General features: G+C 69.2%; 19 protein-coding genes and 2 pseudogenes. 8 read left to right on the top strand and 13 right to left on the bottom strand.

Going from position 1 to position 21,533, the window contains the following annotated elements; all coding sequences use genetic code 11:
- Window positions 1-20 precede the first annotated feature (20 nt).
- The 6 genes and pseudogenes from ACM6LR_RS24455 to ACM6LR_RS24430 all read right to left on the bottom strand — a co-directional run.
- The gene (locus tag ACM6LR_RS24455) at window positions 21-1,337 is read right to left on the bottom strand and encodes a DNA polymerase IV (RefSeq protein ID WP_414941155.1); all 1,317 of its coding nucleotides are present in this window, start codon (window positions 1,335-1,337) and stop codon (window positions 21-23) included.
- The gene (locus ACM6LR_RS24450) at window positions 1,324-1,647 is read right to left on the bottom strand and encodes a transcriptional regulator (protein ID WP_414941156.1); all 324 of its coding nucleotides are present in this window, start codon (window positions 1,645-1,647) and stop codon (window positions 1,324-1,326) included. Before ACM6LR_RS24450 ends, ACM6LR_RS24455 begins: the two co-directional genes overlap by 14 nt.
- A complete protein-coding gene (locus tag ACM6LR_RS24445) occupies window positions 1,644-2,237 on the bottom strand; it encodes a hypothetical protein (protein WP_414941196.1) in 594 nt (197 codons plus the stop codon). Before ACM6LR_RS24445 ends, ACM6LR_RS24450 begins: the two co-directional genes overlap by 4 nt.
- Before the next feature lie 71 nt (window positions 2,238-2,308).
- Window positions 2,309-3,040: an ABC transporter permease gene (locus tag ACM6LR_RS24440; RefSeq protein ID WP_414941157.1), complete on the bottom strand. Its 732-nt coding sequence runs from the start codon at window positions 3,038-3,040 to the stop codon at window positions 2,309-2,311.
- On the bottom strand, window positions 3,037-3,939 hold the full coding sequence (locus ACM6LR_RS24435; RefSeq protein WP_414941158.1) for an ABC transporter ATP-binding protein: 903 nt from the start codon (window positions 3,937-3,939) through the stop codon (window positions 3,037-3,039). Before ACM6LR_RS24435 ends, ACM6LR_RS24440 begins: the two co-directional genes overlap by 4 nt.
- A 293-nt stretch (window positions 3,940-4,232) precedes the next feature.
- A pseudogene (locus tag ACM6LR_RS24430) lies at window positions 4,233-4,944 on the bottom strand (alpha/beta hydrolase); the annotation flags it as partial.
- 189 nt (window positions 4,945-5,133) lie between these two features.
- On the opposite strand from ACM6LR_RS24430, the gene ACM6LR_RS24425 reads away from it, so the two are divergent.
- Entirely contained in the window at window positions 5,134-6,303 is a 1,170-nt protein-coding gene (locus tag ACM6LR_RS24425; protein WP_414944570.1) for a macrolide family glycosyltransferase, read from the top strand.
- Between the two features lie 78 nt (window positions 6,304-6,381).
- Here the strand turns inward: ACM6LR_RS24425 and ACM6LR_RS24420 are convergent.
- Window positions 6,382-6,907 (bottom strand): annotated as a pseudogene (locus tag ACM6LR_RS24420) (helix-turn-helix transcriptional regulator); the annotation flags it as partial.
- A 348-nt stretch (window positions 6,908-7,255) separates the two neighbouring features.
- The gene (locus ACM6LR_RS24415; RefSeq protein ID WP_414941160.1) at window positions 7,256-8,473 is read right to left on the bottom strand and encodes a glycosyl hydrolase family 8; all 1,218 of its coding nucleotides are present in this window, start codon (window positions 8,471-8,473) and stop codon (window positions 7,256-7,258) included.
- 139 nt (window positions 8,474-8,612) lie between these two features.
- On the opposite strand from ACM6LR_RS24415, the gene ACM6LR_RS24410 reads away from it, so the two are divergent.
- Complete coding sequence (locus ACM6LR_RS24410) at window positions 8,613-9,014, top strand: PPOX class F420-dependent oxidoreductase (RefSeq protein ID WP_414944569.1); 402 nt, start codon at window positions 8,613-8,615, stop codon at window positions 9,012-9,014.
- 636 nt (window positions 9,015-9,650) lie between these two features.
- Here ACM6LR_RS24410 and ACM6LR_RS24405 read toward each other — a convergent pair.
- The 3 genes from ACM6LR_RS24405 to ACM6LR_RS24395 form a co-directional block, all read right to left on the bottom strand.
- Entirely contained in the window at window positions 9,651-10,856 is a 1,206-nt protein-coding gene (locus ACM6LR_RS24405) for a GTPase (protein ID WP_414944568.1), read from the bottom strand.
- Window positions 10,853-12,619, bottom strand: coding sequence for a dynamin family protein (locus ACM6LR_RS24400; RefSeq protein ID WP_414944567.1), 1,767 nt, complete (start codon window positions 12,617-12,619; stop codon window positions 10,853-10,855). Before ACM6LR_RS24400 ends, ACM6LR_RS24405 begins: the two co-directional genes overlap by 4 nt.
- 121 nt (window positions 12,620-12,740) lie before the next feature.
- Complete coding sequence (locus ACM6LR_RS24395; RefSeq protein WP_414944566.1) at window positions 12,741-13,772, bottom strand: IniB N-terminal domain-containing protein; 1,032 nt, start codon at window positions 13,770-13,772, stop codon at window positions 12,741-12,743.
- A gap of 293 nt (window positions 13,773-14,065) precedes the next feature.
- Between ACM6LR_RS24395 and ACM6LR_RS24390 the strand changes: the two genes are divergently transcribed.
- The 4 genes from ACM6LR_RS24390 (at window position 14,066) to ACM6LR_RS24375 (ending at window position 19,364) form a co-directional block, all read left to right on the top strand.
- Window positions 14,066-15,217, top strand: a complete 1,152-nt coding sequence (locus tag ACM6LR_RS24390) for a molecular chaperone DnaK (RefSeq protein WP_414941165.1) — start codon at window positions 14,066-14,068, stop codon at window positions 15,215-15,217.
- A complete protein-coding gene (locus tag ACM6LR_RS24385) occupies window positions 15,214-17,562 on the top strand; it encodes a LuxR C-terminal-related transcriptional regulator (protein ID WP_414944565.1) in 2,349 nt (782 codons plus the stop codon). The genes ACM6LR_RS24390 and ACM6LR_RS24385 overlap by 4 nt, the downstream gene beginning before the upstream one ends.
- A 240-nt stretch (window positions 17,563-17,802) precedes the next feature.
- A complete protein-coding gene (locus ACM6LR_RS24380; RefSeq protein ID WP_414941166.1) occupies window positions 17,803-18,126 on the top strand; it encodes a YciI family protein in 324 nt (107 codons plus the stop codon).
- The gene (locus tag ACM6LR_RS24375; RefSeq protein ID WP_414941167.1) at window positions 18,123-19,364 is read left to right on the top strand and encodes an RNA polymerase sigma factor; all 1,242 of its coding nucleotides are present in this window, start codon (window positions 18,123-18,125) and stop codon (window positions 19,362-19,364) included. The genes ACM6LR_RS24380 and ACM6LR_RS24375 overlap by 4 nt, the downstream gene beginning before the upstream one ends.
- A 31-nt stretch (window positions 19,365-19,395) precedes the next feature.
- On the opposite strand, the gene ACM6LR_RS24370 is transcribed toward ACM6LR_RS24375, so the two are convergent.
- Window positions 19,396-20,022, bottom strand: coding sequence for a winged helix-turn-helix transcriptional regulator (locus ACM6LR_RS24370; protein WP_414941168.1), 627 nt, complete (start codon window positions 20,020-20,022; stop codon window positions 19,396-19,398).
- Window positions 20,023-20,098: 76 nt separating this feature from the next.
- Here ACM6LR_RS24370 and ACM6LR_RS24365 point away from each other — a divergent pair, with 76 nt between their 5' ends.
- Window positions 20,099-20,275, top strand: a complete 177-nt coding sequence (locus ACM6LR_RS24365; protein ID WP_414944564.1) for a hypothetical protein — start codon at window positions 20,099-20,101, stop codon at window positions 20,273-20,275.
- On the top strand, window positions 20,272-21,003 hold the full coding sequence (locus ACM6LR_RS24360; protein ID WP_414944563.1) for an alpha/beta fold hydrolase: 732 nt from the start codon (window positions 20,272-20,274) through the stop codon (window positions 21,001-21,003). The genes ACM6LR_RS24365 and ACM6LR_RS24360 overlap by 4 nt, the downstream gene beginning before the upstream one ends.
- A 99-nt stretch (window positions 21,004-21,102) precedes the next feature.
- Here ACM6LR_RS24360 and ACM6LR_RS24355 read toward each other — a convergent pair whose 3' ends face one another.
- Window positions 21,103-21,525 (bottom strand): HPF/RaiA family ribosome-associated protein, encoded by a 423-nt coding sequence (locus ACM6LR_RS24355; RefSeq protein WP_414941170.1) that lies wholly within the window; start codon window positions 21,523-21,525, stop codon window positions 21,103-21,105.
- Between the last annotated feature and the right edge of the window lie 8 nt (window positions 21,526-21,533).

Genomic DNA, 21,533 nt, shown 5'->3' with positions numbered 1-21,533 from the left:
AGAGGACGAAACGCGGGGATTTAGGCGAGGCAATCGGAAGGGGCCCCCCGGCGGAGGGCCGGATCGTCCTGGAGGAAAGTCCGCGCGACGCCCGGCCCGCTGGACCGCGTCTCGAACCGCACGGTCACCCGGCCGTGCCCTGCCCCCTGCACCCAGCCGGTGCCATGCGCATCGTGCGCCACGTCGTCCCCCGGCCGCCAGGTCGAGGAGACCACAGGCACCGGCGCGGGCGCTCGCGAGACCGACGGCGTGTCGGTCACCGGAACGGAAAGGGTGAACAGCGGATCCTGATGCGGCACGGAAAGCCCGGAGAACGCGACCCCGGCCAGCCGCACCCCGCCGAAGTCGGTCGGGTCGATCAGCAGCCGTTCCGCCATCGAGGCGAGCTGGTCGAATTCGTCGGTGGGCGAGGCCATCGTCTCCGAACGCGTCACCGTGCTGAAATCGGTGTGCCGCAGTTTCACCACCACCGTCCGCGCGACCCGCTCGGCGTTGACGAGCCGTTTGTGCGCGTGGACGGCGAGATCGCGGACCTCGCGCCGCAGGCTGGCCAGGTCGATCAGGTCCCGGTCGAAGGTCGTCTCCGCGCTGACCTGCTTGAGCTCCGCGCGGTCGGACACCGGCCGGTCGTCGACGCCGGTGGCCAGCCGCCGCAGGTCCCGCCCGACCACACTGCCCAAAGTGGACACCGCGTCGGCGTCGGAGAGCGCGGCCAGCCGGCCCAGCGTCCGGACGCCGATCGCCCGCAGTTTCCCTTCCGCGACCGGGCCGATCCCCCACAGCGCCCTGGTCGGCAGCGGCGCGAGAAACGCACGTTCGGTGCCCTGGTCGACGACGAGCAGCCCGTCCGGTTTGGCCTCGTCCGACGCGACCTTCGCGACCTGCTTCCCCGAAGCCGCCCCGATCGACGCCACCAAGCCGATTTCGGACCGGATGTGCTCCCGCAGGCGAGCACCGAACTCACGCACGTCGGCCGACGACGCCCCGGCCAGCGAAGGCGGTTCAGCGAAGGCCTCGTCGAGGGAGATCCGTTCCAGCACGGGCGCGTACCGGGCGACGAGATCGAACACCCGCGTGCTCAGCAGTTCGTACAGTTCGAACCGCGGTGGCAGGATGACCCCGTTGGGCGGCAACAACCGCCGGGCCTGCGACATCGGCATCGCCGAGGAGATGCCGTGCTCACGCGCCTGGTAACTCGCCCCGGCGACCACGCCACGCGGGCCCGCGCCGCCGACGAGCACGGGGCGGTGGGCCAGGGTCGGCCGGGTCAGCTGTTCACAGGAGGCGTAGAACGCGTCCATGTCGAGGTGGATGACCCACCGGTCATGAACGCCCATCGCCCGGTACCTCGAGAAGACGGTGCAGGGCCTTCGTGTACTCCTCGAACGCGGCCCGGCCCCGGGTGGTCAGCTCGACCAGCGTCACCGGCGTGCGATGTTCGAAGGCCTTGGTGATCTCGACGTAGCCGGCGTCCTCGAGTTTGCGCAGATGCGTCGACAGGTTGCCCGGCGTCATGTCCAGAAGCTGCTGCAGGCGCGGAAAGGTGATGCTGTCCCCCGGTCCGAGGCTCGACAGCGCCACGGTGACCCGCAACCGCGCCTGCGCGTGGATCACCGGATCGAGCTGGGGCAACCCGTCTTCGCTCATCGCGACCGCACCAGGTAGACCAGCGACGCCACCAGGAAGCCACCGCCGCCCGCCAGGCTCAGCACGAGGAAGTTGTGCGGTCCCCCGGCCAGCACGCTCGCCGCGCCGCACACGATGATCCACACGCCGAGGCCGTACTGCAGTTTGCTCTGCCACAGCATTCCGCCGGCGAGGTACATCAGGCCGGTCAGCATGAGCGAGGTCCCGGACCACAGCAACGGGATCAGCTCGGTGCCGAGGCCGAGGCGGATCAGCGCGGTGTTCACCACCGTCAGCCCGCCGAACGCGATCATCCAGCTCCACCCATACATCGCCCCGACGAGCCGGGACGGCCCGCGCACGCCGCGGCCCGCCCGGATGCCGTAGATCGCCGAATACGTCATGGCTCCGGCGAAACCGGCGACGACGATCACCGCGGCGACCCACAACGGCATCAGTGAGGTGGGCGGAGCGGAGACGTAGACGAGGCCGAACCCGAACAGCCACACCAGACCCCAGACGGCGAGCAGCACGGCAGGCCTCGGCCCGATCTCACGCTGGGTGTCCTCCGTCTGCCTGGCGATGAGTGCGAGCGACTCCTCGGGTGTCATCGGCCGCGCGTCGTCGTCCCGCTCAGACACAGCCCGCTCATCTTCCGGCACTTCGGAAAGCTAACACGCGGTCACAGCCTGGCCGTGTCAAGCCGGAACCTCGCCATCACCACGAGCGCGGGCACCACCAGCCAGGCCACGAGCACTCCGGCGGCGGTCAGCGTGCCCGAACCGCCGAGCACCGGCGCGCGGCCGATCTCGCCGAGCCAGTACGTCGGCATGATGTGCCCGGCGGTGTTCATCCAGCCCGGCAGGATCTGCAGCGGGATCCACAGCCCGCCGAACATGCCCAGCGGCAGCATCAGCGCGCCGGTCACCGCCTGCACGGTGTCACCCTTGCCGAACAGGCCGATCATCAGGCCCAGCACCGCGAAGGGCAGCGTCCCGAGCCACAGCGTGCCGAAGATCGTCAGCCACTGGCCGGTTTCGAGCCGGATGCCGCGAATCATCCCGGCCGCGAAGATCACCAGCAGCACGGGCAGCGCGACGAACAACCCCGCTGTCACCTTGACCATCAGGTAGCCCGGCGCCCGCATCGGCGTCAACCTCAGGGTGCGTTGCCAGCCATCGGTGCGTTCGGTGGCGACGCGGGTGCCGGTGAACAGCGCGGCGGTCATGGCGCCGTACGCGGCCATGTTCACCATGGTCACCGTCGCGGTCGAGACGCCGGGAGCGATCTCGCGGGCGCCGAAGATGCCGCCGAACAACAGGAACATCACCAGCGGCATACCGATGGTGAACAGCGCGAACTGCGGGCTGCGGACGATGCGTTTGATCTCCAGCGTCAGGTAGTTCATGTTCATCGCAACGCTCCCTCGGTCTCATCCGCGGTCAGCGCGATGAAGGCTTCTTCCAGTCCCACGGCGGTGATTTCGATGTTCGCGGCGAGCGGGAACCCGCGCAGCAGACCGCGGATGGCGGCGTCGGAATCGGCGCAGTGCAGTTCCGCGTGCCCGGCCCGCAGTACCGCGCGCGACACTCCGGGCAGCGTGGCCAGCGCGGCTTCGGTGGCATCCGGGACGACGGCCCGCAGTATCCGGCCGGCGACCGCGGCTCTGACGTCGCCGACCGGCCCGTCCGCGACCACCTGGCCGTGCCGCATCAGCACGACGCGGTCCGCGTAGTCCTCGGCTTCGGCGAGGTAATGCGTCGCGAAGAGGACCGTCCGGCCCGTCTCGGTGTACTCGCGCATCGACGCCCAGAACCGGCGCCGGCCGTCGACGTCCATGGCCGCGGTCGGCTCGTCGAGCACCAGCAGATCCGGATCGCCGACCAGCGCGAGCGCGAACCGCACCCGCTGCTGCTCGCCGCCGGAGAGCTTTCCGCAGCGGCGGTTCGCGTACTCGGTGACCCCGGCACGCTTGAGCACCTCGCGGATCGGCAGCGGATCCCGGTGCAGCGACGCGAACAGGCCGACGAGTTCGGCGACCGTGGCGTCCCTGAGCAGCGTCCCGTTCTGCGCCATCGCGCCGACCATGCCCCGGTCCATCGCCGCCGCCGCGCCGAGCCCGGCGACCCGCACCTGGCCCGAATCCGGCCTGGTCAGGCCCAGCAGCATGTCGATCGTGGTCGACTTGCCAGCACCGTTCGGCCCGAGCAGCGCCACCACCTCCCCCGGTGCGGCCCGCACACTGACGTCGTCGACGGCCAGGACGTCACCGAAGCGCTTCACCAGCCCTTCGAGGCTGAACGCGTCCGTCATGACTTTCCTCCTTCAAGCACTCTGAACTACAAAGCTCACTTCTACTTTGTAACACAAAGTCCCCTGCCGAGGAAAGCGAAGGCTCGGCAAAGTCGTAGAGCCGCTGGTCAGCGCTACAGGCAGTAACCCGGGCTTGACGTTCTGGTGCCCGCAAGGGCCGAGTGGGGAGGATTTGGGACGGTGAACGTCCGAAATCTTCCCCTCTCAGGCGTGCTGGAGGGAGGCATGTCCCTGAACCTCTGTTGATCAAGCTCCGCAACCGGTGTGACCCGGCTGGCCTGTAAGACCTCGACTTAGCCGGGACCTTGTACCTGGGCGGAAGGAAGGCGGCCTTCGCGTACTTGGAGCTGGACGGGCACCCGGGAGGTGGCTGCCTGAGGTGCTGAAGCAGTCGGGGCCGGAGGCGGCAGCGGCGCGCATTCGAGGTCGGCCGTCCGCCCCGGCTTGCGGTCGGGCAGCGCACCGGTCGCCAGGTAGTCGGCGATCCGGTTGTCGACGCACGCATTGCCGCGGGGGCTGATGGCGTGACTCGTACCGCCCGGCTCACCGATCAGGCGAGCGCCGGGGAACCGGCTACGGACCTCAAGGCTGCCTTCGTACGTCGTCACCGCGTCGAGCGTCTCACCGATCATCAGCACACTCGGCACCTTCTTGCCGTCGACCTTGACCGGCTTGCCGGGCTTCGCGGGCCAGGTGAAGTACGGCGCCTTCTGGTAGGTCCGCCAGTTGTCGTGCTTCCACTGCTGCCAGCTCCGCGGCCACTTCACGTCCGCGCACTGGACGGCGAGGTAGACGGCGTAACCGTTGTCGTCGCCGCGGCCGCCGAAGCCTTCGAACAGCCCCTTTATCGTCTGCCAGTCACCCTTGTCGACGAACTTCGCCAGCGCGTCACCGAGCAGCGTCCAGCACAGCTGGTAGTAAGAGGCGGTTGAACACCTCGAGGAACTCGTCCGGCCCGATGTAGCCGCCGGCCGGGGTCTTGCCGAGGCGGTAGACGTCGTGCGACCCGGCGGCAAACCGGGCCACCGGTTAATCGGTTGGGAGGCCCAGCGGTACGCGCTAGGGTTTCGATCATGACCTACCACATCCGGATGCGCACCGCCTGAGACGGCGTGACCGCAGGGCCGCCCGCGATCGGGTGGCCCCTTTTCTGCGCGCCGTCTGACATCCGTTCATGGATCCAGACAGGACATCATGCAGAAGCACATCGCGATGATCGGCTGCACCGCGCCGAGCCACATCTACCCCTCGCTGGCCGTCGTCCGTGAGCTGGTCGCTCGCGGGCACCGCGTCAGCTACGTCGTGGGCGAGCCGCTCACCGGGCTGATCGAACCGACCGGGGCCGAGGTCGTCCCGCATCCGTCGATCCTCCCGCTCGGCGACCAGTCGGCGTGGCCGGAGGACCCGGCGTCGCAGATGCGGGTCTTCCTCGACGAGGGCATCCAGGCGATGCCGTTGCTGACCGATTTCTACGACGAGAACCGCCCGGATCTGCTGCTGTACGACATCGGCGGGCTCCCGGCGCCGCTACTGAGCAGGCGCTACGGCGTTCCGGCGGTGCAGCTGTCCCCGACGTATGTCGCCTGGGACGGCTACGAAGAGGACATGGGCGAGCTCCTCGATTCGATTCGCAGCTCGCCGACCGGGAAGGACTATTTCGCCACTTTCACCCGGTGGCTGAACGAGAACGGCATCGAGGCCGACGCCTGGGACTGGATCTGTCATCCCGAGCAGGTTCTCGCGCTGCTGCCGAGGGCGATGCAGCCCCACGTCGAGCGGGTTCCGTCGTCGGTCCGGTTCGTCGGCCCGGCACTGGACCCGGAACGCCTTGCCGACCGGAGCTGGACACCGCCTTCGAGTGGCAAGAAGGTCCTGCTGATGTCCCTCGGCACGGCGTTCACCGACCAGATCGACCTTTTCCGCGCCTGTGTGGACGGGTTCCGCGACTCCGACTGGCACGTGGTCATCTCGATCGGGCAGACCGATCCGGCCGACCTCGGACCGCTGCCGGAGCACATCGAGGCGCTCCCGTTCGTCCCGCAACTCGCGGTACTGGAGGCCGCGTCGGCGTTCATCACGCATGCCGGCATGGGCGGCAGCACGGAATCGCTGTGGTACGGCGTGCCGACCGTCGCGATCCCGCTGGCCACCGACGGTTTCGGCAACGCGGCGAAACTGGCGGAACTGGGTGTCGGTGAGGAACTCGCGGCCTCGGACGTGACGGCGTCGGTGCTGCGGGCCGCGGTCGAGCGGGTGGCCGGGTCACCCTCGGTCGCCGCACGTCTGGCCGAGGTCCGGGCCGAAACGCGGGGGAACGGCGGGGTCGACCGGGCGGCCGACGCCGTGGAGTCCTTCCTGAAGTAGCGTCACCTTGACGAGATGAACGGGACTTTCATTGCGAATTTCGAGATGAAAGCCCCGTTCATCTCACGCGCAGGAGCGTCAGGTCGCCCGGATCTCGTTCAGGTAGTTGTAGATCGTGTACCGCGTGACGTCGAGTTCACCGGCGAGGTGGTCCACCCAGTCCTTGATGAGGAAGAACCCCGCCTCGTCCAGTTCCCGGACCGCGGCCGCCTGTGCCGTTTCTTCATCAGGTCCACCGGGATCCCGGCCTTCGTCACCGCGCGCCCGATCAGGAACCGTTGCAGGCTGTCGACGTCCGGCGGGAACGTCTCGGGTTCGTGCCCGTCGGCCCGTGGGGCGCCGTCGGTCAGCCGGTTGACGCACAAGCAGCCGATCGCGACCCCGTCGGCGTCCCGCAGGAACAGCGTCGAAGACCGGATCGCGCGCCCGTCGGGGCCGTGGGTCTCGTAGTTCGTCAGGTCCTGCGTGGTGCCGCGGCGGACCAGGCCCAGCAGGAGATCCGTCATCGGGCGCCGACCGTCCTGCCGGTGAGGTCACCCGCGATGGCGACGATCGAGTCCGGCAGCCTGCTCAGATCGCGCAACAGGACTTCGTTGCCCGGCCCAGCATCGCCGCTAGCGTCGTGTGATCCTGCAGGTCTTACCCGTGATAAGACGGCGATCTCCGGAGATCGCCGTCCAATCACGCGTAACCGCCGTCTGATCACGCGAGATCGCCGTCTGAGGAACGAAACCCAACGTCAAGCAAGCAGGATCACGCGACACTAGCGCGTGCACCGCCGGGACGAGTGCGGTGAGCAAGTCACCGGAGCCCGCCGACGCGACAACCGGCGCTTCGGAGACGGCGACCGGTTTCCTCAGCCGTTGCAGCGCCGCGGTGGACGCCCGGGTCATACGTGAAGGCTCCCTTCCCCTCGGCTGAGCCGAGGGGAAGGGGGCCTTCACACATGACATCAGACAGCGATGTAGTTTCCCGAGAGGATGAGCAGGACCTGCAAGGTGATGCCGGTGCCGTAGTAGTCCTTGGCGTTCGGCGACCACGTCGTGATCGAGGTCCACAGCTTGTCCAGCCAGGCCTGGCTGCCCGGGTCGTTCATCGCCGCGATGGCGAACGACGCGGTGAAGCAGGGGTGCTGGCCCGACTCGCCCGAGATCTTGGCGCCCGACAGCGTGTAGCCGGTGGTGATCTTGGCCGGGTCGCCGCCGGTCGTCTGCTGGATCCAGGTGTTCATCTTCCGCACCTGACCCTGCGCCGGGCTCCCCGACACGGTGATGCCGTCGACCCCGAGGCGCCACGGGTCGCGGCAGGCGTTGTAGCTGTACTTGTCGTCCTTGCCTTCGAGGAAGTCCGCCGGGGCCGGCTTCGGCGTGGAGTTGGTGTTGACGACGAAGTCCGGGATCAGCCCGGTCTTCGGCGCGTACTGCTGCTGAAGCTGGGTGACGGCCTGCTCCTGCCGGGTCCGGACCTGGCCCCAGAACGAGTCACCGGTGGCCTTCTCGAACGCACGGAGGTGACCCGGCATCCAGTCCGAGGATCGGGAGCTGTTGATGTACTTGCCGCTGTCGGCCCAGTCTGCCAGCCGCATGAACTTGGTGGTGGGGTGCACCTCGCTGCGCTTGATCGCCTTGATGATCCGCAGTGCCTCGGCCTTGTAGTTCACCGAACCGCCGCTGCCCCAGACCTTGTCGGCGAGGAGCAGGCCGTAGGCGATTTCGAGGTCACCGTCGGTCGCCGAGTCGGTACCGTTGACGCTCTTGCAGCTGGCGTCCTGCTCGGCGGCGTGCAAATCCTTATCGATCGACGAAGGGTGCGCCTTCACGAACTTCAGGATGCCGTCGACCACGGCGCGGGCCTGCGGATCCTTGCCGCCCATCATCGCCGCGATGGTCATGCCGTAGCCCTGACCCTCGGCGACGAACGCGTGGTCGGCGTCCGGGGCCTTGACCGCGTAGGTGCCCGACCCGCACTTGGTGGTGAGGAAGTTCTTCTTCCAGAAGTCGTAGTACTTGGCGAGCGCCGCGTCCTGCGTCGCCTGGGACACCGACGGGCGCAGAACGCCAGGCAGATAGGGGGTTCCTTGAGTGGTGGCCGCGGTGGCGGGGGCGGTCGTGGCGACCAGCCCGGCGGTCAGCGCGGCCGCGGCCAGCACTGTCCGAACGGTCTTTCTCATGGCTCCTCCGGAAACGTCGTTGGTGGCGGCGGCGCGTTTCGAGAGTGACATCCGGATCGGCCAAAAACAAGAGAGTTAAGAAAGTTTCCTTACTATTACCTCAAATGACGCTTGCGTGACCGTGCCCTAGCGTGAGCGCATGACGATCGACTTGAGCGCGCGCGGCGAGACCTTCCGGGAATTCTGGACCGAGCGGCATCTCGCCACGCTGACCACCGTCCGCCCCGACGGGACCCCGCATGTCGTCGCCGTCGGGGTCACGGTGGACTTCGAGGCCGGGATCGCCCGCGTGATCACGTTCCGCTCGTCCAAAAAGGCCCGCATGATCAAGGAAGCGGACGAACAGGGCATTCCGGTCGCCGCCTGCCAGATCGCCGGGCCCCGATGGTCCACATTGGAGGGTCGCGCGGTGCTGCGCGAAGATCCGGAGTCGGTCCGCGACGCCGAGAACCGCTACGCCGCGCGGTACCGGCAGCCCAAACCGAACCCGGAGCGCGTGGTCATCGAGATCACCGTGACCCGGATACTCGGCAACGCCTAACCGGCGAACCGGTCGCGGCGATGATGAGGGCGCTGACGGCGAGCAGGGACTGATCACCGGCGGCGAACAGCAAGACACCGCAGCGGCGATCACGGCCGGGAGCGTGTACGTCCACCGTTCGGTGATGCGCGCGACGAGCCGGGCATCGACCTTCCCGCGCCGAACCCGAGCAGCGAGAACTTGGCGGGTGGCTGCCCCGCCCGGCCACTGCCCCAATGACGCATTGGGGGCACTGAGCGTCTCGGAGAGGGGTGTGTGGAAAGAGGGACTTTGAGTGTCCCTATTTCCACACACCCCTCTCCGGATCTGGTGGTCACAGGGACTCCTCGTGCGGGACTTACTCCTCACTGACCCGAAACGCCACTCGGGACCGGCGCCCTGGGTGGCTCGAAGTACATGAAGGCCCCCTTCCTGGCGCAAGGTCTCGGCAAAGTCGCGGAGCTGCTGGTCAGCGCTGTTGATGAAGCTCCGCGACCGGTGCGCCCCCGCGACGATGAAGGAATGGGGATACTCAACGTCCCCATTCCTTCATCAACAGCCTCATGCAGCGACGAAGAGCCGCCTGACCGGTAAGACCTCGACTTCGCCGGGACCCTGACCCTGAAAGTAGGCGAGGAGCCCTTCACGGACCCGCGCTCAGGCGACGAACAGGCTGAGCAGTCCTTCCACCGAACGCACGATCACCCGCGCGGCGGCGCGTTCGGCGTGCGCGGTGTCGGCCCGTTCCGCCTCGTGCCGCCATGCGGCGAGCGCGCTCTCGGCAGCCGCGTGGATCTCGGCCGGATCCGCGCCGGGTTCGAGGCCGAGCCGTTCGGTGGGCGCGACTCCTTGCGCGCCGAGCAACCGGGTGGCCTCCTCGGCGATCTCTCCGGACAAGGCCGTGCGCCCGCCGCGGACGTCGGCGATGAGCCGCAACTCCCGGAAATCGTGTGCGGCGGCGGCGAACCGCTCCACCCGCGCGGCCAGCCGGTCACCGTGCGGGAGCGGTTCGGTGGCGAGCAGGCCTTCCAGCCGCAGCACCGCCGTGCGTGCCTTCAGCGCTTCGGCCCTGGCGACGAAGCATCCCGCTAGCGTGTCCCGCAGGTCGCCGAGACCGCTGCGGTGCACGAGTTCCGCCGAAAGTTTCAGCCTGCTCTCGCAGCCGGTGCGGATCAGGGTGATCGCCAGCCGGACACCGTAGAGCCCGAACCGCGCCACCAGATGTTTCCTCGACTCCGGTGGGATCCGCACCGGGAACGGATCGTCCACAAAGGAATCCACGGACAGGAGATAGCGCTCCAGATCCGGACGGGAGATCGAGGCCAGTGCGCGCAGCGCCTCGAACTCGTCGTCCCGCAACGCCCGGCCCGCGTATCCCAGTTGCCCCGCGACCGCGATGACGCCTTGGAAGCCCGCGCAATTCGGGTCCTCGCGCCAAGCCCGCCGCGCCAGCTGTTTCGCGGTGAGCAAGGCGTCGATCCGGCCGGCACCGACCTCGTCGGCCCGGCCGAGTACCAGTACCGAGTTCACCGCGCTCTGCCGTGCGAACGCCGAACCGCCCACCGGCCGGGCACCGGCGAGTTCGTCCGGTTCGAGGTGGCGCACCAGGCGCACCGTCGCGTCGACGTGCTCGGCGGGTGCCGGGGTGTCGAACAGCTCGAGTTCACGCAGTGCCCTCGTCGGCCATTCCGCCAGCGCGGAGACCAAAGTGGACTTGCCGGTCCCCGGTGTGCCGACGAAGCCGACCCGTAGCGGCTCCTCCAGTCGCTCCAGGCATTCCCGCAGCATCGCCACCGCGTGCGGGCGCTCCCGGTAGAGCACGACGGCGTCACTCAGCAGTTCACGGACGTCGAGCGCCGTCACGCGGAAAGCTCCCGGCGTGGCGCGGCGCCACTGCCGAGCGCCCCCGCCTTCCGGTGCAGCGCGGCGAGCCGGTCGATCTCCTTCTTGACCCGCTGCGTACGCCGGTCGCGTTCGGCGGATCCGGCGATGATCAGTTCCCGTTGGCGCGTCAGCTCTTCCGCGAGGTCGTCCGACAGCGCGGTGAAATGGTCACGCAACCGCCGCTGGACCTGGCGGATCTCGTCCTTGATCTCCTTGCTGAACCGGATGAACACGTCGTCGACGTGGCGCTGCGCCGCGGCCTTCGCCAGTGCCTGGCGCCGTTGCAACCGCATCCCGCCTTCGTCGCGCACGCTCTTGGTGGCGAACGCGACACCGGCGCCGAGGGACACCGGGTTGATCAGCGGCAGCCCGGCGAGACTGGTGACCAGTCCGAACATCAGCACGCCGCCGTAGGAACCACGCAACCCGGTGAAGAGTTTCTGGCCGATCTTGAATCGCTCGATCTTGGGGGTGCCGACTTCGGGGATCGAGTCCACTCCGGACCCGGTCAGCGGCAGAACCGGGGCCTGGCCGTACCGTGCGCCGAAACCGGTGGCGACCGCGTGCGCGATCCACGTCGACCGGTCGGACACCCAGTTGTAGTTCGTCTCGACGGCCTCGGCGAGGTTCTCTTCCAGCCAGGTCTGGAAATCCGGCCAGATCTGCACCGGGTCGCCTTCGTCGAAGGTGCGGTCGATATGCCGCACGATCACCCGGGTCCGCTCACGTAGGTCGTATTCGGCGTCGGAGACCAGGTCGGTGATCTCGTCCGACAATATGTTCTGCCAGCGGACGTTCTGCCGCCGCAGCTCCTCGGTACGCCGTTGTGCCTGGTGCAGCAGGGTGACCTGGTCGACCCCGCTGTCCTGCGAGAAGGCGTCGAGCCGTGTCTGCAGCGTCTCGACCAGTTCGACCGCCGCCGCGCGGACGCTCACCGCGGCGGCGAGCGCCCGGGTGCGTTCGATCGGGCGCGCGGCCTGTTCCCCCACCCAGTTCAGGAGTTCCGGGTAACCGGACCGTCCATTGAGGTCGGTGTCACCGGCCTTGGCGGCGGCTTGGCGCACTGTCGCGGACACGGGGAACACGTCGGCGACGACGCCGGTCTGTGAAAGCGCGGCGCGGTTGCGGGCGGCGAGTTCCCGCCAGTCGGGGCTGACGTCGATCTTGGTCAGCGCCAGCACCAATGCCGGGCACCAGGTCCGGATGTGCCGGGCCAGCGCGAGTTCGGCGGGCTGGAGTTCCTGTGTCGCGTCGGAGACGAGGATCACCGCGTGCGCGTCGGCGAGGACGTCGAGGGTGGCCGCCGTCCTCGGCGAGCGGGGGTCCCCGATCGCCGGGGTGTCCACCAGCACCAGTCCCGTGCCGAGCAGTTCGCGCGGCAGGCCGACCTCGACCCGGCGCAGCGAACCGGGCGGCCGGACCCCGAGTTCCTTGGCGAGGTCACCGACCGGCACGCGTTCACGGGCGTGCCCGACCAGGGTGGCGGCGGGATCGTGGGCGTACCCGATCTCGGTGGGGACGGCGGGTGTGCTCGCGTCCCCGACCGCGCAGACCGGGGCGTTCAGCAGCGCGTTGAGCAGGTACCCCTTGCCCTGCTTGGGAAAACCGACCACCGCGATCCGGGTGCCCGGCACCTGCCGGTCCCGTCTGCGCCGGAGGCGTTCGGCCAGGTCGGCGCGACCGTGGGCGGCACAGGCGTCCAAGGTCTCGTTGAGCAAGTCGAGCCAGGCGGGGGCTGTCACGGGGATGCAGTGTTCCCTTAACCAAGCGTGGAATCAATGTGGCATGAGCCAACACGGGCGTGCGGGCCCCGCGACCTGGTGTGGTCGCGGGGCCCGGGCACGAAAATGAAAAATATTCGGCTCAGCCGATGTGAATGTCGTTGCCCGAGGCGATGTCGCCGGCACCGATGTTGATGTCGCCGATGTTGTGGCCGATGTTGCCGACCCCGGAGACCACGTCGTGGACGTCGGAGACACCAGCGTGGTTCGCGACGTTGGCGACGTCGTTGGCGACGTTGCCCGCGATGTTGCCGGTCACGTCGCCGTGGTTGTTGGCGATGTCGCCTGTGTAGTTGTTCGCGACGTCGTGCACCTTGGTGGTGACGTCGGCGACGCCGACCTTGCCGATGACGCTGGTCAGGTCGCCGACCTGGGACAGGACGGCCGGGGAACCGCCCACGACACCATCGACGCCGGGCAGGGCGGTGTTCAGGTCACCGACGGCCGGAACCGCGTCGACGGCCGGAACTCCGGCGGCGTCCACGATCGAGACGTCGTGGACGAGGTCGGTCGCGGTGCCGATGGCACCGTTGGCGATGGCACCGTTGGCGATGGCGCCGTTGGCGACACCGGCGGCCTGGCCGAGGGAAGCGGCGTCGAGGCCGAGCGCGAGGTCGTCGGTCAGCCCGAAGCTGCCGACGGTGTTCTGCGCGAGGGCGGTCACGCCGGCGGCGGCGTTCGACACGTCGGTCACGTCGGACACGACCGGGACGGCGGGCAGGCCCACCTCGGGCAGGCCCGGCACGGACGGGAGACCCGGGAGACCGGCCTCGGGCAGGCCCGGCAGGGTGCCGACGCCGGGAACGTCGACCGGCAGGCCGGCGGTCAGCGCGGTGAGCTGCTCGATCGCGCCCTGGACACCGTCGGCGCACTCGCCGTCGGTGCCGTTGACGACGTTCGCGACGCCGCCGAAGCCCGCCAGGTTGTCGGTGGCGGTGTCGACCGGGACGAAGTCGAGCACCAGCGGGACGACCTCGTGCACGTCGGCGGCGTTGATGTCGCCGAGGCCAGCCTCGGCGAGGACCTGCTGCGGGTCGTTGGCGAACGCCACGCGGGCGGCGGTGTCGTTCAGCAGGTTCAGCGTGAAGTCGTGCAGGGTCTGGACGGAACCCATGGAAGGACTCTCCTGGTGGTCTAGGTCGGTGGGCAAGCGCAGCGCGCCGACGGCACGGCTGGTCGCAGTAACCGAAGCTAGTGCGGGGGTACCTCTCAGCACATCGGGGATCACTCCTGGTCGTCACTCACTCAGCCGATAGGGGATCGGTATGACATCGTTAGGGCGTTAGGGGCTTAAGCGAGACGCACCCGGTTGGGTTTAATGCCAACACTCACCCGAATGGGTAAAGCCGTTCGGGTGATTGGCCCTAGTTGGCCCTCAGGGGCTGGTCAAGCGAAGGAGGATGCGCGTTGCCCTACGTCCTCGGCATCGATATCGCCTCGACCCGCACCACCGCCGCCACCTGTGTGAACCAGGGCGACGGCTGGGGCGTGCCCGAACCGTCGTGGCTCGGCGGGCGCCGCCCGTCGGCGGCGTCCGCGGTGTTCCTCGACGACGACGGCTACCTGCTCACCGGGGACGCCGCCGTCGACGAGGGTCGGTCGGCCCCCGCTCGGCTGCTGACCGGGTTCCACGAGCGGATCGGCGACGACGTCCCGGTGATCGTCGGCCGCGAACGGTTCCCCGCCGAATCCCTCAGCGCCGTCCTCGTGGACGCGGCGGTGGATCAGGCGGCCGAGCGCTTCGGTGAGAAACCGCGGCACATCGTGCTCACGCACCCCGTCGGCTGGGGCTCGTTCCGCCGCGACCTGCTGCACCGGGCACTGACCGAAGCCGGATACCCCCACGCCACGCTGGTACCGGCGCCCATCGCCGCACTCCACGCGTACCTCGCCCCGCAAGGCGAGGTCACCGCCGGGATCTGCGAGTTCGGCCCGGACGGCGCGGTGGTCACGATCGCCGCCGCCGGGATCAACGGCTGGCAGCCGGTCAAGACGGTGGAAGGCGTCGACCCCGGCGAGGCCGTCGGCAAGGTCTTCGAACTCGCGCACGGCGCCGGGATCCAGCCGACGGCGTTGGCGGGCATCGTGTTCTGCGGCGAGGCCCCGCCGGTTCCCGGCCGGACGCCATGCCCCGTCTTCGCCTCCAGCGATCCCGTGCTGACGGTGGCGACCGGCGCGGCCAACATCGCCGCACGACGTGACGTTCCCCAACCCGGCGGTTCGCACTCGATCGCCTCGGCCTCGGTGGCAACCGCGGAGACCACCCTGCTCCCCCGGGTCGACGCGCCAGGAGAGCTCACCGAGCGGCCCGAACGGCCGCCGGTCGACATCACCCCGTTTCCGTTGCCAGAACGCACCGGGGCGGCGAAACTGCTCAGCCGTCGCAAGCCCCTCGTCGCCGCAGCCGCGGTCGCGGTGCTGGCCGCGACCGCCCTGCTGCTCACCTTGACCACTCGAGAAGCCACCGCGGACAAGGGTCCCGAAGCTCCTCCCACCACTTCGAGTTCCTGCGCACCGCCCACCCCCGGTGCCGCCACCTCACCCGAAGGTCGCTGTTGAACGCACTGCTAGACAAACCCGGCATCATCCATCCGGGTGCCCGGCGCCTGCTCGACGAGGTGACCGCCGCCCCGGAATTACCGGTGCGGGTCACCGTCGTCGCCCCCGGCGGGCACGGGAAGACCCATCTGCTCGGTCTCCTCGGGCGCCACTACGCGGGTGCCGGGGTCGAGGCTCTTCTGGTCGACGACGCCGACCAGCTCGGCGACGACGAGATCGCGAAGATCAGGGCACTGGCGGAAGAAACGACCACGCCCGTCGTACTGGCCTTCCGCCCGACGGCGCGGACCACCACCTTGCGCGCACTCGCCGACTCCTTCGGCAGATCGGTGTCCTTGGGCGCGCTCGGCGTCGATGACGTCCGACGGCTCGTCGAGTACGCCGGCGGTGACGCGGCCACGGCCGAAGAGGTTCACGCCAGAACCGGTGGTGTGCCGGGACTCGTGCTTCGCGCCGTCACCGGCAGGCTCGCGGACTTCCGCGGCGAGCTGGAACAACTGGACGACGACGTGCACCGCTACCTCATCGCGGCCGAAGCCGGTGCCAGCCGGAATCTCGATCTGCTGGCGGCGCTGCTCAACCGCGATCGCGAGGGCCTGCCCGAGATCTTCGACGGCGCCAGGGCGACCGGACTCCTCGGCGAGGGCGACGTCCTGCTGCCGATCGCCGCCGAAGCCGTCCGCGTCTGGGGTTCGCCGGGGCGTCGGCTGACGGTGCTGCAGCGGCTGGTGGAACTCCAGTTGCGTGACGGGCTTCCGGTACTGGACCTCGCTCGTTCCCTGCTGGGAACGGGAAGTTCGGGTGCGAGCGCGGCGGCGGCGTTCGAGGCGGCCGCGCGTGAGGCGATGCCCGACGACACGAAACTCGCGGCGCGGTTCTACGAAGCCGCGTCCGAGGCCGGTGGGCGCGGCGCGGCGCTCACCGTCGGCTGGGCGCACGCCGCGGCGCTGGCCGGTGATCTCGACACCGCGCTCCGGCTGGGTGACGGCATGCTCGGCAGTACGTCGGATACGGACGCCAGGGCCGCGGGCGCCGAAGTGGCCGCGACCGTGCTGGCGCATCGCGGCGAACTGGCGCACAGCGCGGAGCTCTATCAATGGTCCGGCCGGGCCGGGTCGAAGGCGTTCGCCGCGATCGCCTTGCTGGGCACCGGAAAACTCGAAGCCGCCCGTGGCGTGCTGGAGACCCCCGAAGTCCCGACCCTGTTCGCGGGCGCCGCCTCACGCACCGCGCGCGCCGTCACCGATTCGGTGTCCGGCTGCGGCTCCGAAACCCTGTCGGCCCTGCTCGGCGCGGCGTCGATGTTGGAGTCGGCGGGGGCGCCGGCACCCCTGCCGGACAGCCCGGCGGCCCTCGCGGCGTTGGTGGGCCTGCATTCCGGCGAACTCGCGCTGGCCGAGTCGGTGCTGAGCCGCGCGGTGAGCGGGCGGATCGGCGGCGACCTGCTCGCGAAACGGCACCGGCTGCTGCTCGGCTGGGTCGCGATGACCGCGGGCGACCTCAAGACGGCCGCCGAGGCCTTGATGCCACCGGAGGGTCTCGAAGCCCGCGACGAACTCTTCGCCGCCACCCTCCAACTGGGCCTGGCGCGACGGGCGAGCGACCTTCCCTGGCTGCAACGGTCCTGGGACCGGGCGTACCAGGCTTCGATGCGACAGCAGCCGAACCTGTATTCGTTGCTGCCGCTGGGAGAACTCGCGATCGCGGCCGCGCGGGGCGGCGCGAGCGCCAAACTGGCCGGGCAGCTGGAGCGGGCGCATACGGTGCTCGACGCGCTCGGCAACCCTCCACTGTGGACAGCGACGTTGCGCTGGCACGAACTGCACGCCGCCATCACCGTCGAGAATCACGCGTCGGCCGGTGAACATCTGGCCGCGCTGAACGACTTCGCTTCCTGCGGACGGTATCCGGCGGCACTCGCCTCCGCCGCGACCGGCTGGCTCGCGGTCCTGACCGGGACCTTCGACCCCGAAACGATCACCGCGTCCGCGTCGGAACTGCACGAACTCGGGCTCTGCTGGGACGCTTCCCGGCTGGCCGGGCAGGCGGCGATCCGGACCTCGGACCGCAAGGCGATGGTCCAGTTGCTCGAAGCGGCCAGGCAGTTCCAGGGCCGCGCTCCGGAACCCGTCGCGGCTACCGGGCTGAACGCTTTGAGCGAACGGGAACTGGAGGTCGCGCGGCTCGTCGTCGACGGGCTGACGTACAAACAGGCCGGGAGCAAGCTGTTCATCTCGGGGAAGACCGTGGAGCACCACATGGCCCGGATCCGGGGGAAACTCGGGGCCGGGGACCGGCGGGAGCTGCTGGCGATGTTGCGGGAGATGCTTCCGGAAAGTTCTTGAAAGAAGCCCGAGACGAGTTGTCGGATCGGGGTGGTGGCGTTCGTAGCAAGGGTGAGGCCGCCTGCGAAGGGGCGGCGCCCAGGCAAGGAAACCGCGGTCAGGCAGCGCGCCGAGGCTTTCCTGTTCGGCCGACGGACTCGAAGGACGTGACGATCCGGGTCCACCGGCCGGCCGGGCGCCCGCGGTACGCGACGGCCTGAACGACCACGCTGTCCAGACGCCACAGGAGATGATCTTCCGATGAAGTACCTGGTTTCCGTGATCGACGACAAGAGCAACCCCGGCAGCACCGACCGGGAGCCTGCCATCAGCGAGTTCAACGAACGACTGATCGCCGAGGGCCACTGGGTTTTCGCGGGCGGGCTCGCGGACACCGACACGGCCACGGTCATCGACAACCGGGGCGAGCGGCCGGTGTTCAGCGACGGGCCGTTCGTGGAGTCGAAGGAGTACCTCGCCGGCGTCTGGGTGTGGGAGGCCCCCGATCTGGACGTGGCGCTCAAGCTCGCCACCGAGGCGTCGAAGGTCTGCGATCGCAAGATCGAGGTGCGGCCGTTCCGGTGAGCGACGTCGAGAAGGCGATCACCAGGGTCCACCACGAGGAGTGGGCCCGGGTGGTCGCCGCCCTGGCCAGGCGCTTCGGTGACCTCGACATCGCCGAGGAGGCGGCCGCCGAGGCGTTCGCGACCGCCGTCGAGCGGTGGCCGTCCGACGGCGTACCCCCTAACCCCGGCGCCTGGCTGACCACCACCGCCAACCGCAAGGCCATCGACCGGATCCGGCGTGAGAACAAACGCGACGACAAGCAGAAGGAGGCTCGGACGGTGTACGACGACGACCCGCACGAGTCTCTCGGCGCCATCGACGACGACCGGCTCCGGCTGATCTTCACCTGCTGTCACCCGGCGCTGGCGACGCAAGCCCGCGTGGCGCTGACCCTGCGCCTGCTCGGGGGGCTGACCGTTCCCGAGATCGCCCGCGCCTTCCTGGTCCGGGAAACCACCTTGGAGCAGCGGATCACCCGCGCGAAAGCCAAGATCAAGGCGACCCGCATCCCCTATCGCGTGCCGACCGCGGAGGATCTGCCGTCGCGCGTCTCCGGCGTACTCGCCGTCCTCTTCCTCGTCTTCAACGAGGGCTACCTGGCGACCGGCCCCGACACCGATCCGGTCCGTCACGACCTGACCGCCGAGGCGATCCGGCTCACCCGCCTGATCCGTGCCCTCATGCCGCGGGACGGTGAGGTGGCCGGGCTGCTGGCGCTGATGCTGCTCATCGAGGCCCGTCGCACCGCCCGGGTCTCGGCAGGCGGCGAACTGGTCATTCTCGACGAGCAGGACCGCGGGGCCTGGGACACGGCACTGATCGCCGAGGGCCACCGGCTGGTGCGCGAGCGCCTCGCCGCCGCCTCCGCAGGGGTCGCTCCGGGCTGCTACCAGATCATGGCCGCGGTCAACGCCGTGCACACCTCCGCCCGCGACGTCCGCGACACCGACTGGTCGCAGATCGTCGCCCTCTACGACCAGCTCGTCCACCTCGATCCCTCGCCGATCGTCGCCCTCAACCGGGCCATCGCGGTCGCCGAACTCGACGGACCGGAGGTGGCACTGGCCATCGTCGACCGTCTTGCCGAACCGTTGGCCGGCTATCACGCCCACCACGCCACCCGCGCCGACCTGCTGCGCCGGCTTGGCCGCAGTCAGCAGTCGCGCGCGGCGTACGACAAAGCCATCGAGCTGGCGGGCAACACCGCCGAGACCGCCTACCTGACCCGCCGCCGCGACCAACTGTCGCCAGGGTGATGTCGTCAGTCCGGCAGGATCGGGAGTCTCGTCAGGCGGCGAAGACGGTGCGGACGACGGACTCGTCGCCGTCGATCTCGACCAGCCCGAGGGCGCGGGCGTCGCTGAGGGTGAGAGCCCCGGCGGCCAAGGCGAGGACATGGGCGGGGTCGGCGCGGACGGTCGCGTCGAGGTCGCGGCCGTCCTGCGGACCGACTTCGAAGCCGGAGTGCGTCGCGTGGAGCTGGAGGGGCGGGTCGCCGATCTCGAGGCCGACCGTCGCCGGGGCGCGGACCTTGACCCTGGCGTCGAGCAGAGCCGGGACGGCGAGGGCGAGCCACTCGGGGCGGAAGGAGTCGCCGCCGGGGCCGCGGACCATCAACGGGGTGGACCAGCGGATCAGGCTCTCGATCGGCTGCCTCAGCTCGGCACCCCACGGCGTGAGGGCGTACTCGACCACGCTGCCCTCCCCGGACAGTCGCCGCTCGACCACGCCCGAGGCTTCGAGGTCGCGGAGGCGGTCCGCGAGCAGGTTGGTCGCGATGCCGGGAAGGCCGTCGATCAGGTCCCGGTAGCGGGCGGGGGCGATGAGGAGCTGGCGGACGATGAGCAGGTTCCACCGGTCGCCGACGACCTCGAGGGACCGGGCGAGCCCGCAGTACTGACCATAGCTACGCATCGGATCCCTCGCTTGATTAACTCAAGTGCGCGTGACAAGCTCAAGTCTAGCGTGAAACCGAGCGGAGAGGGCTGTCATGGTCGATACCTCCAGGAGCGTGCGGCCCTCCTGGGTCGACGACGACCTGTTCCCGTTCAAGAGCCGTTTCGTCGCTATCGACGGGCACACCGTGCACTACGTCGACGAGGGGTCAGGCCCCACATTGCTGCTCCTGCACGGCAACCCGACTGGTCTTTCCTCTGGCGCGACGTGATCCGCGCGTTGCGCGACGACTTCCGGTGCATCGCCCTCGACTACCCGGGCTTCGGGCTGTCGACGGCGAAGCCCGGCTATCGCTACTGGCCCGAGGAACACGCGGACGTGGTCACCGCGTTCGTCGACGCGCTCGGCCTGAATGAGGTCACTCTGGTCGGACAGGACTGGGGTGGCCTGATCGGCCTGGCCGCCGCGCAGCGACGGCCAGGCGTCTTCGACCGGTTGGTGCTCGCCGACACCTGGGCATGGCCGGTCAACGGCGTCTTCCACTTCGAGTACTTTTCACGCGTCTTCGGCGGCCCTGCAGGCCGCTTCCTGGCCCGGCGGCTGAACTTCGTCGTCAACGTGTTCGTCCCCCTCGGTCACCGGCGGCGGAAGCCGACCGCACCCGAGATGACCCACTACCGGCGGGCCATGGCCACCCCCGAGCGACGCCAGGCCTCCGCTGTATTCCCCCGCCGGGTCCTCAGCAGCCGGGCCTTCTTCGCCGAGGTCGAAGCCGGTCTCGCCGACGTCGCCCAACTCCCCACACTGATCCTGTGGGGTGACAAAGACATCGCCTTCCGTCGACAAGAACGCGAGCGCCTGGAAGCGACCTTCACCGACCACAAGACCGTGATCGTCGAGGGCGCCGGCACCTACGTGGAATCCGACGCACCAGAGGAGTTCGTCGCCGCGATCCGCGGCTGGACCGCGACACAGCGCGGGGAAACGAGCCGCGCGTAGGACATGTAAGCCACTTTCACGGCATGGATCGGACCGACGCCCAGATCTCGTGTCGGTCAACGCCGGTGGAGAGCGGCCCGCCGGTCGAGCTGTCGTCTGTCAAGTCGCCTGGGGGTTCTGTGTCACCTTGCTCAGACCCGCGGACTCGTCCTCGATCACGCCGACCTGCTCCAGGTCCTCCGGCGCGGGCATGTGACGGATGCTGTCGCTGCCCTTGTGGTCGTGGGCGCGGCTGTACTGGGAATCCAGCACCCGCAGCAGTTTGCTCGCCGCCCCGGCGTACGCGTCGTCCACGGTAGCCGCGTGGTGGGTGACCGCGACCGGTTGTTTACCACCGGGCCGCGCCTCGATCACGCACTTCTTGTCCTCCGGCTTGCCGCCTCCGTCCTCGCTGAGGTGTACCTCGACCCGGGTCAGCCATCCAGCGAACCGGGACAGGCTGTTCTCCAGATCGGTGGTCACATAAGCGGCCAATCCTTCGCCACCGTGGATTTTGTGATCGGTGTTGACTTGGATCTGCACGAGCACCC

This window comes from Amycolatopsis sp. cmx-11-32, assembly GCF_047608695.1.
Taxonomy (GTDB): Bacteria; Actinomycetota; Actinomycetes; order Mycobacteriales; family Pseudonocardiaceae; genus Amycolatopsis.
Note: the sequence above shows the minus strand (reverse complement) of the source record. Positions and strands in the feature narration are given on the sequence as shown.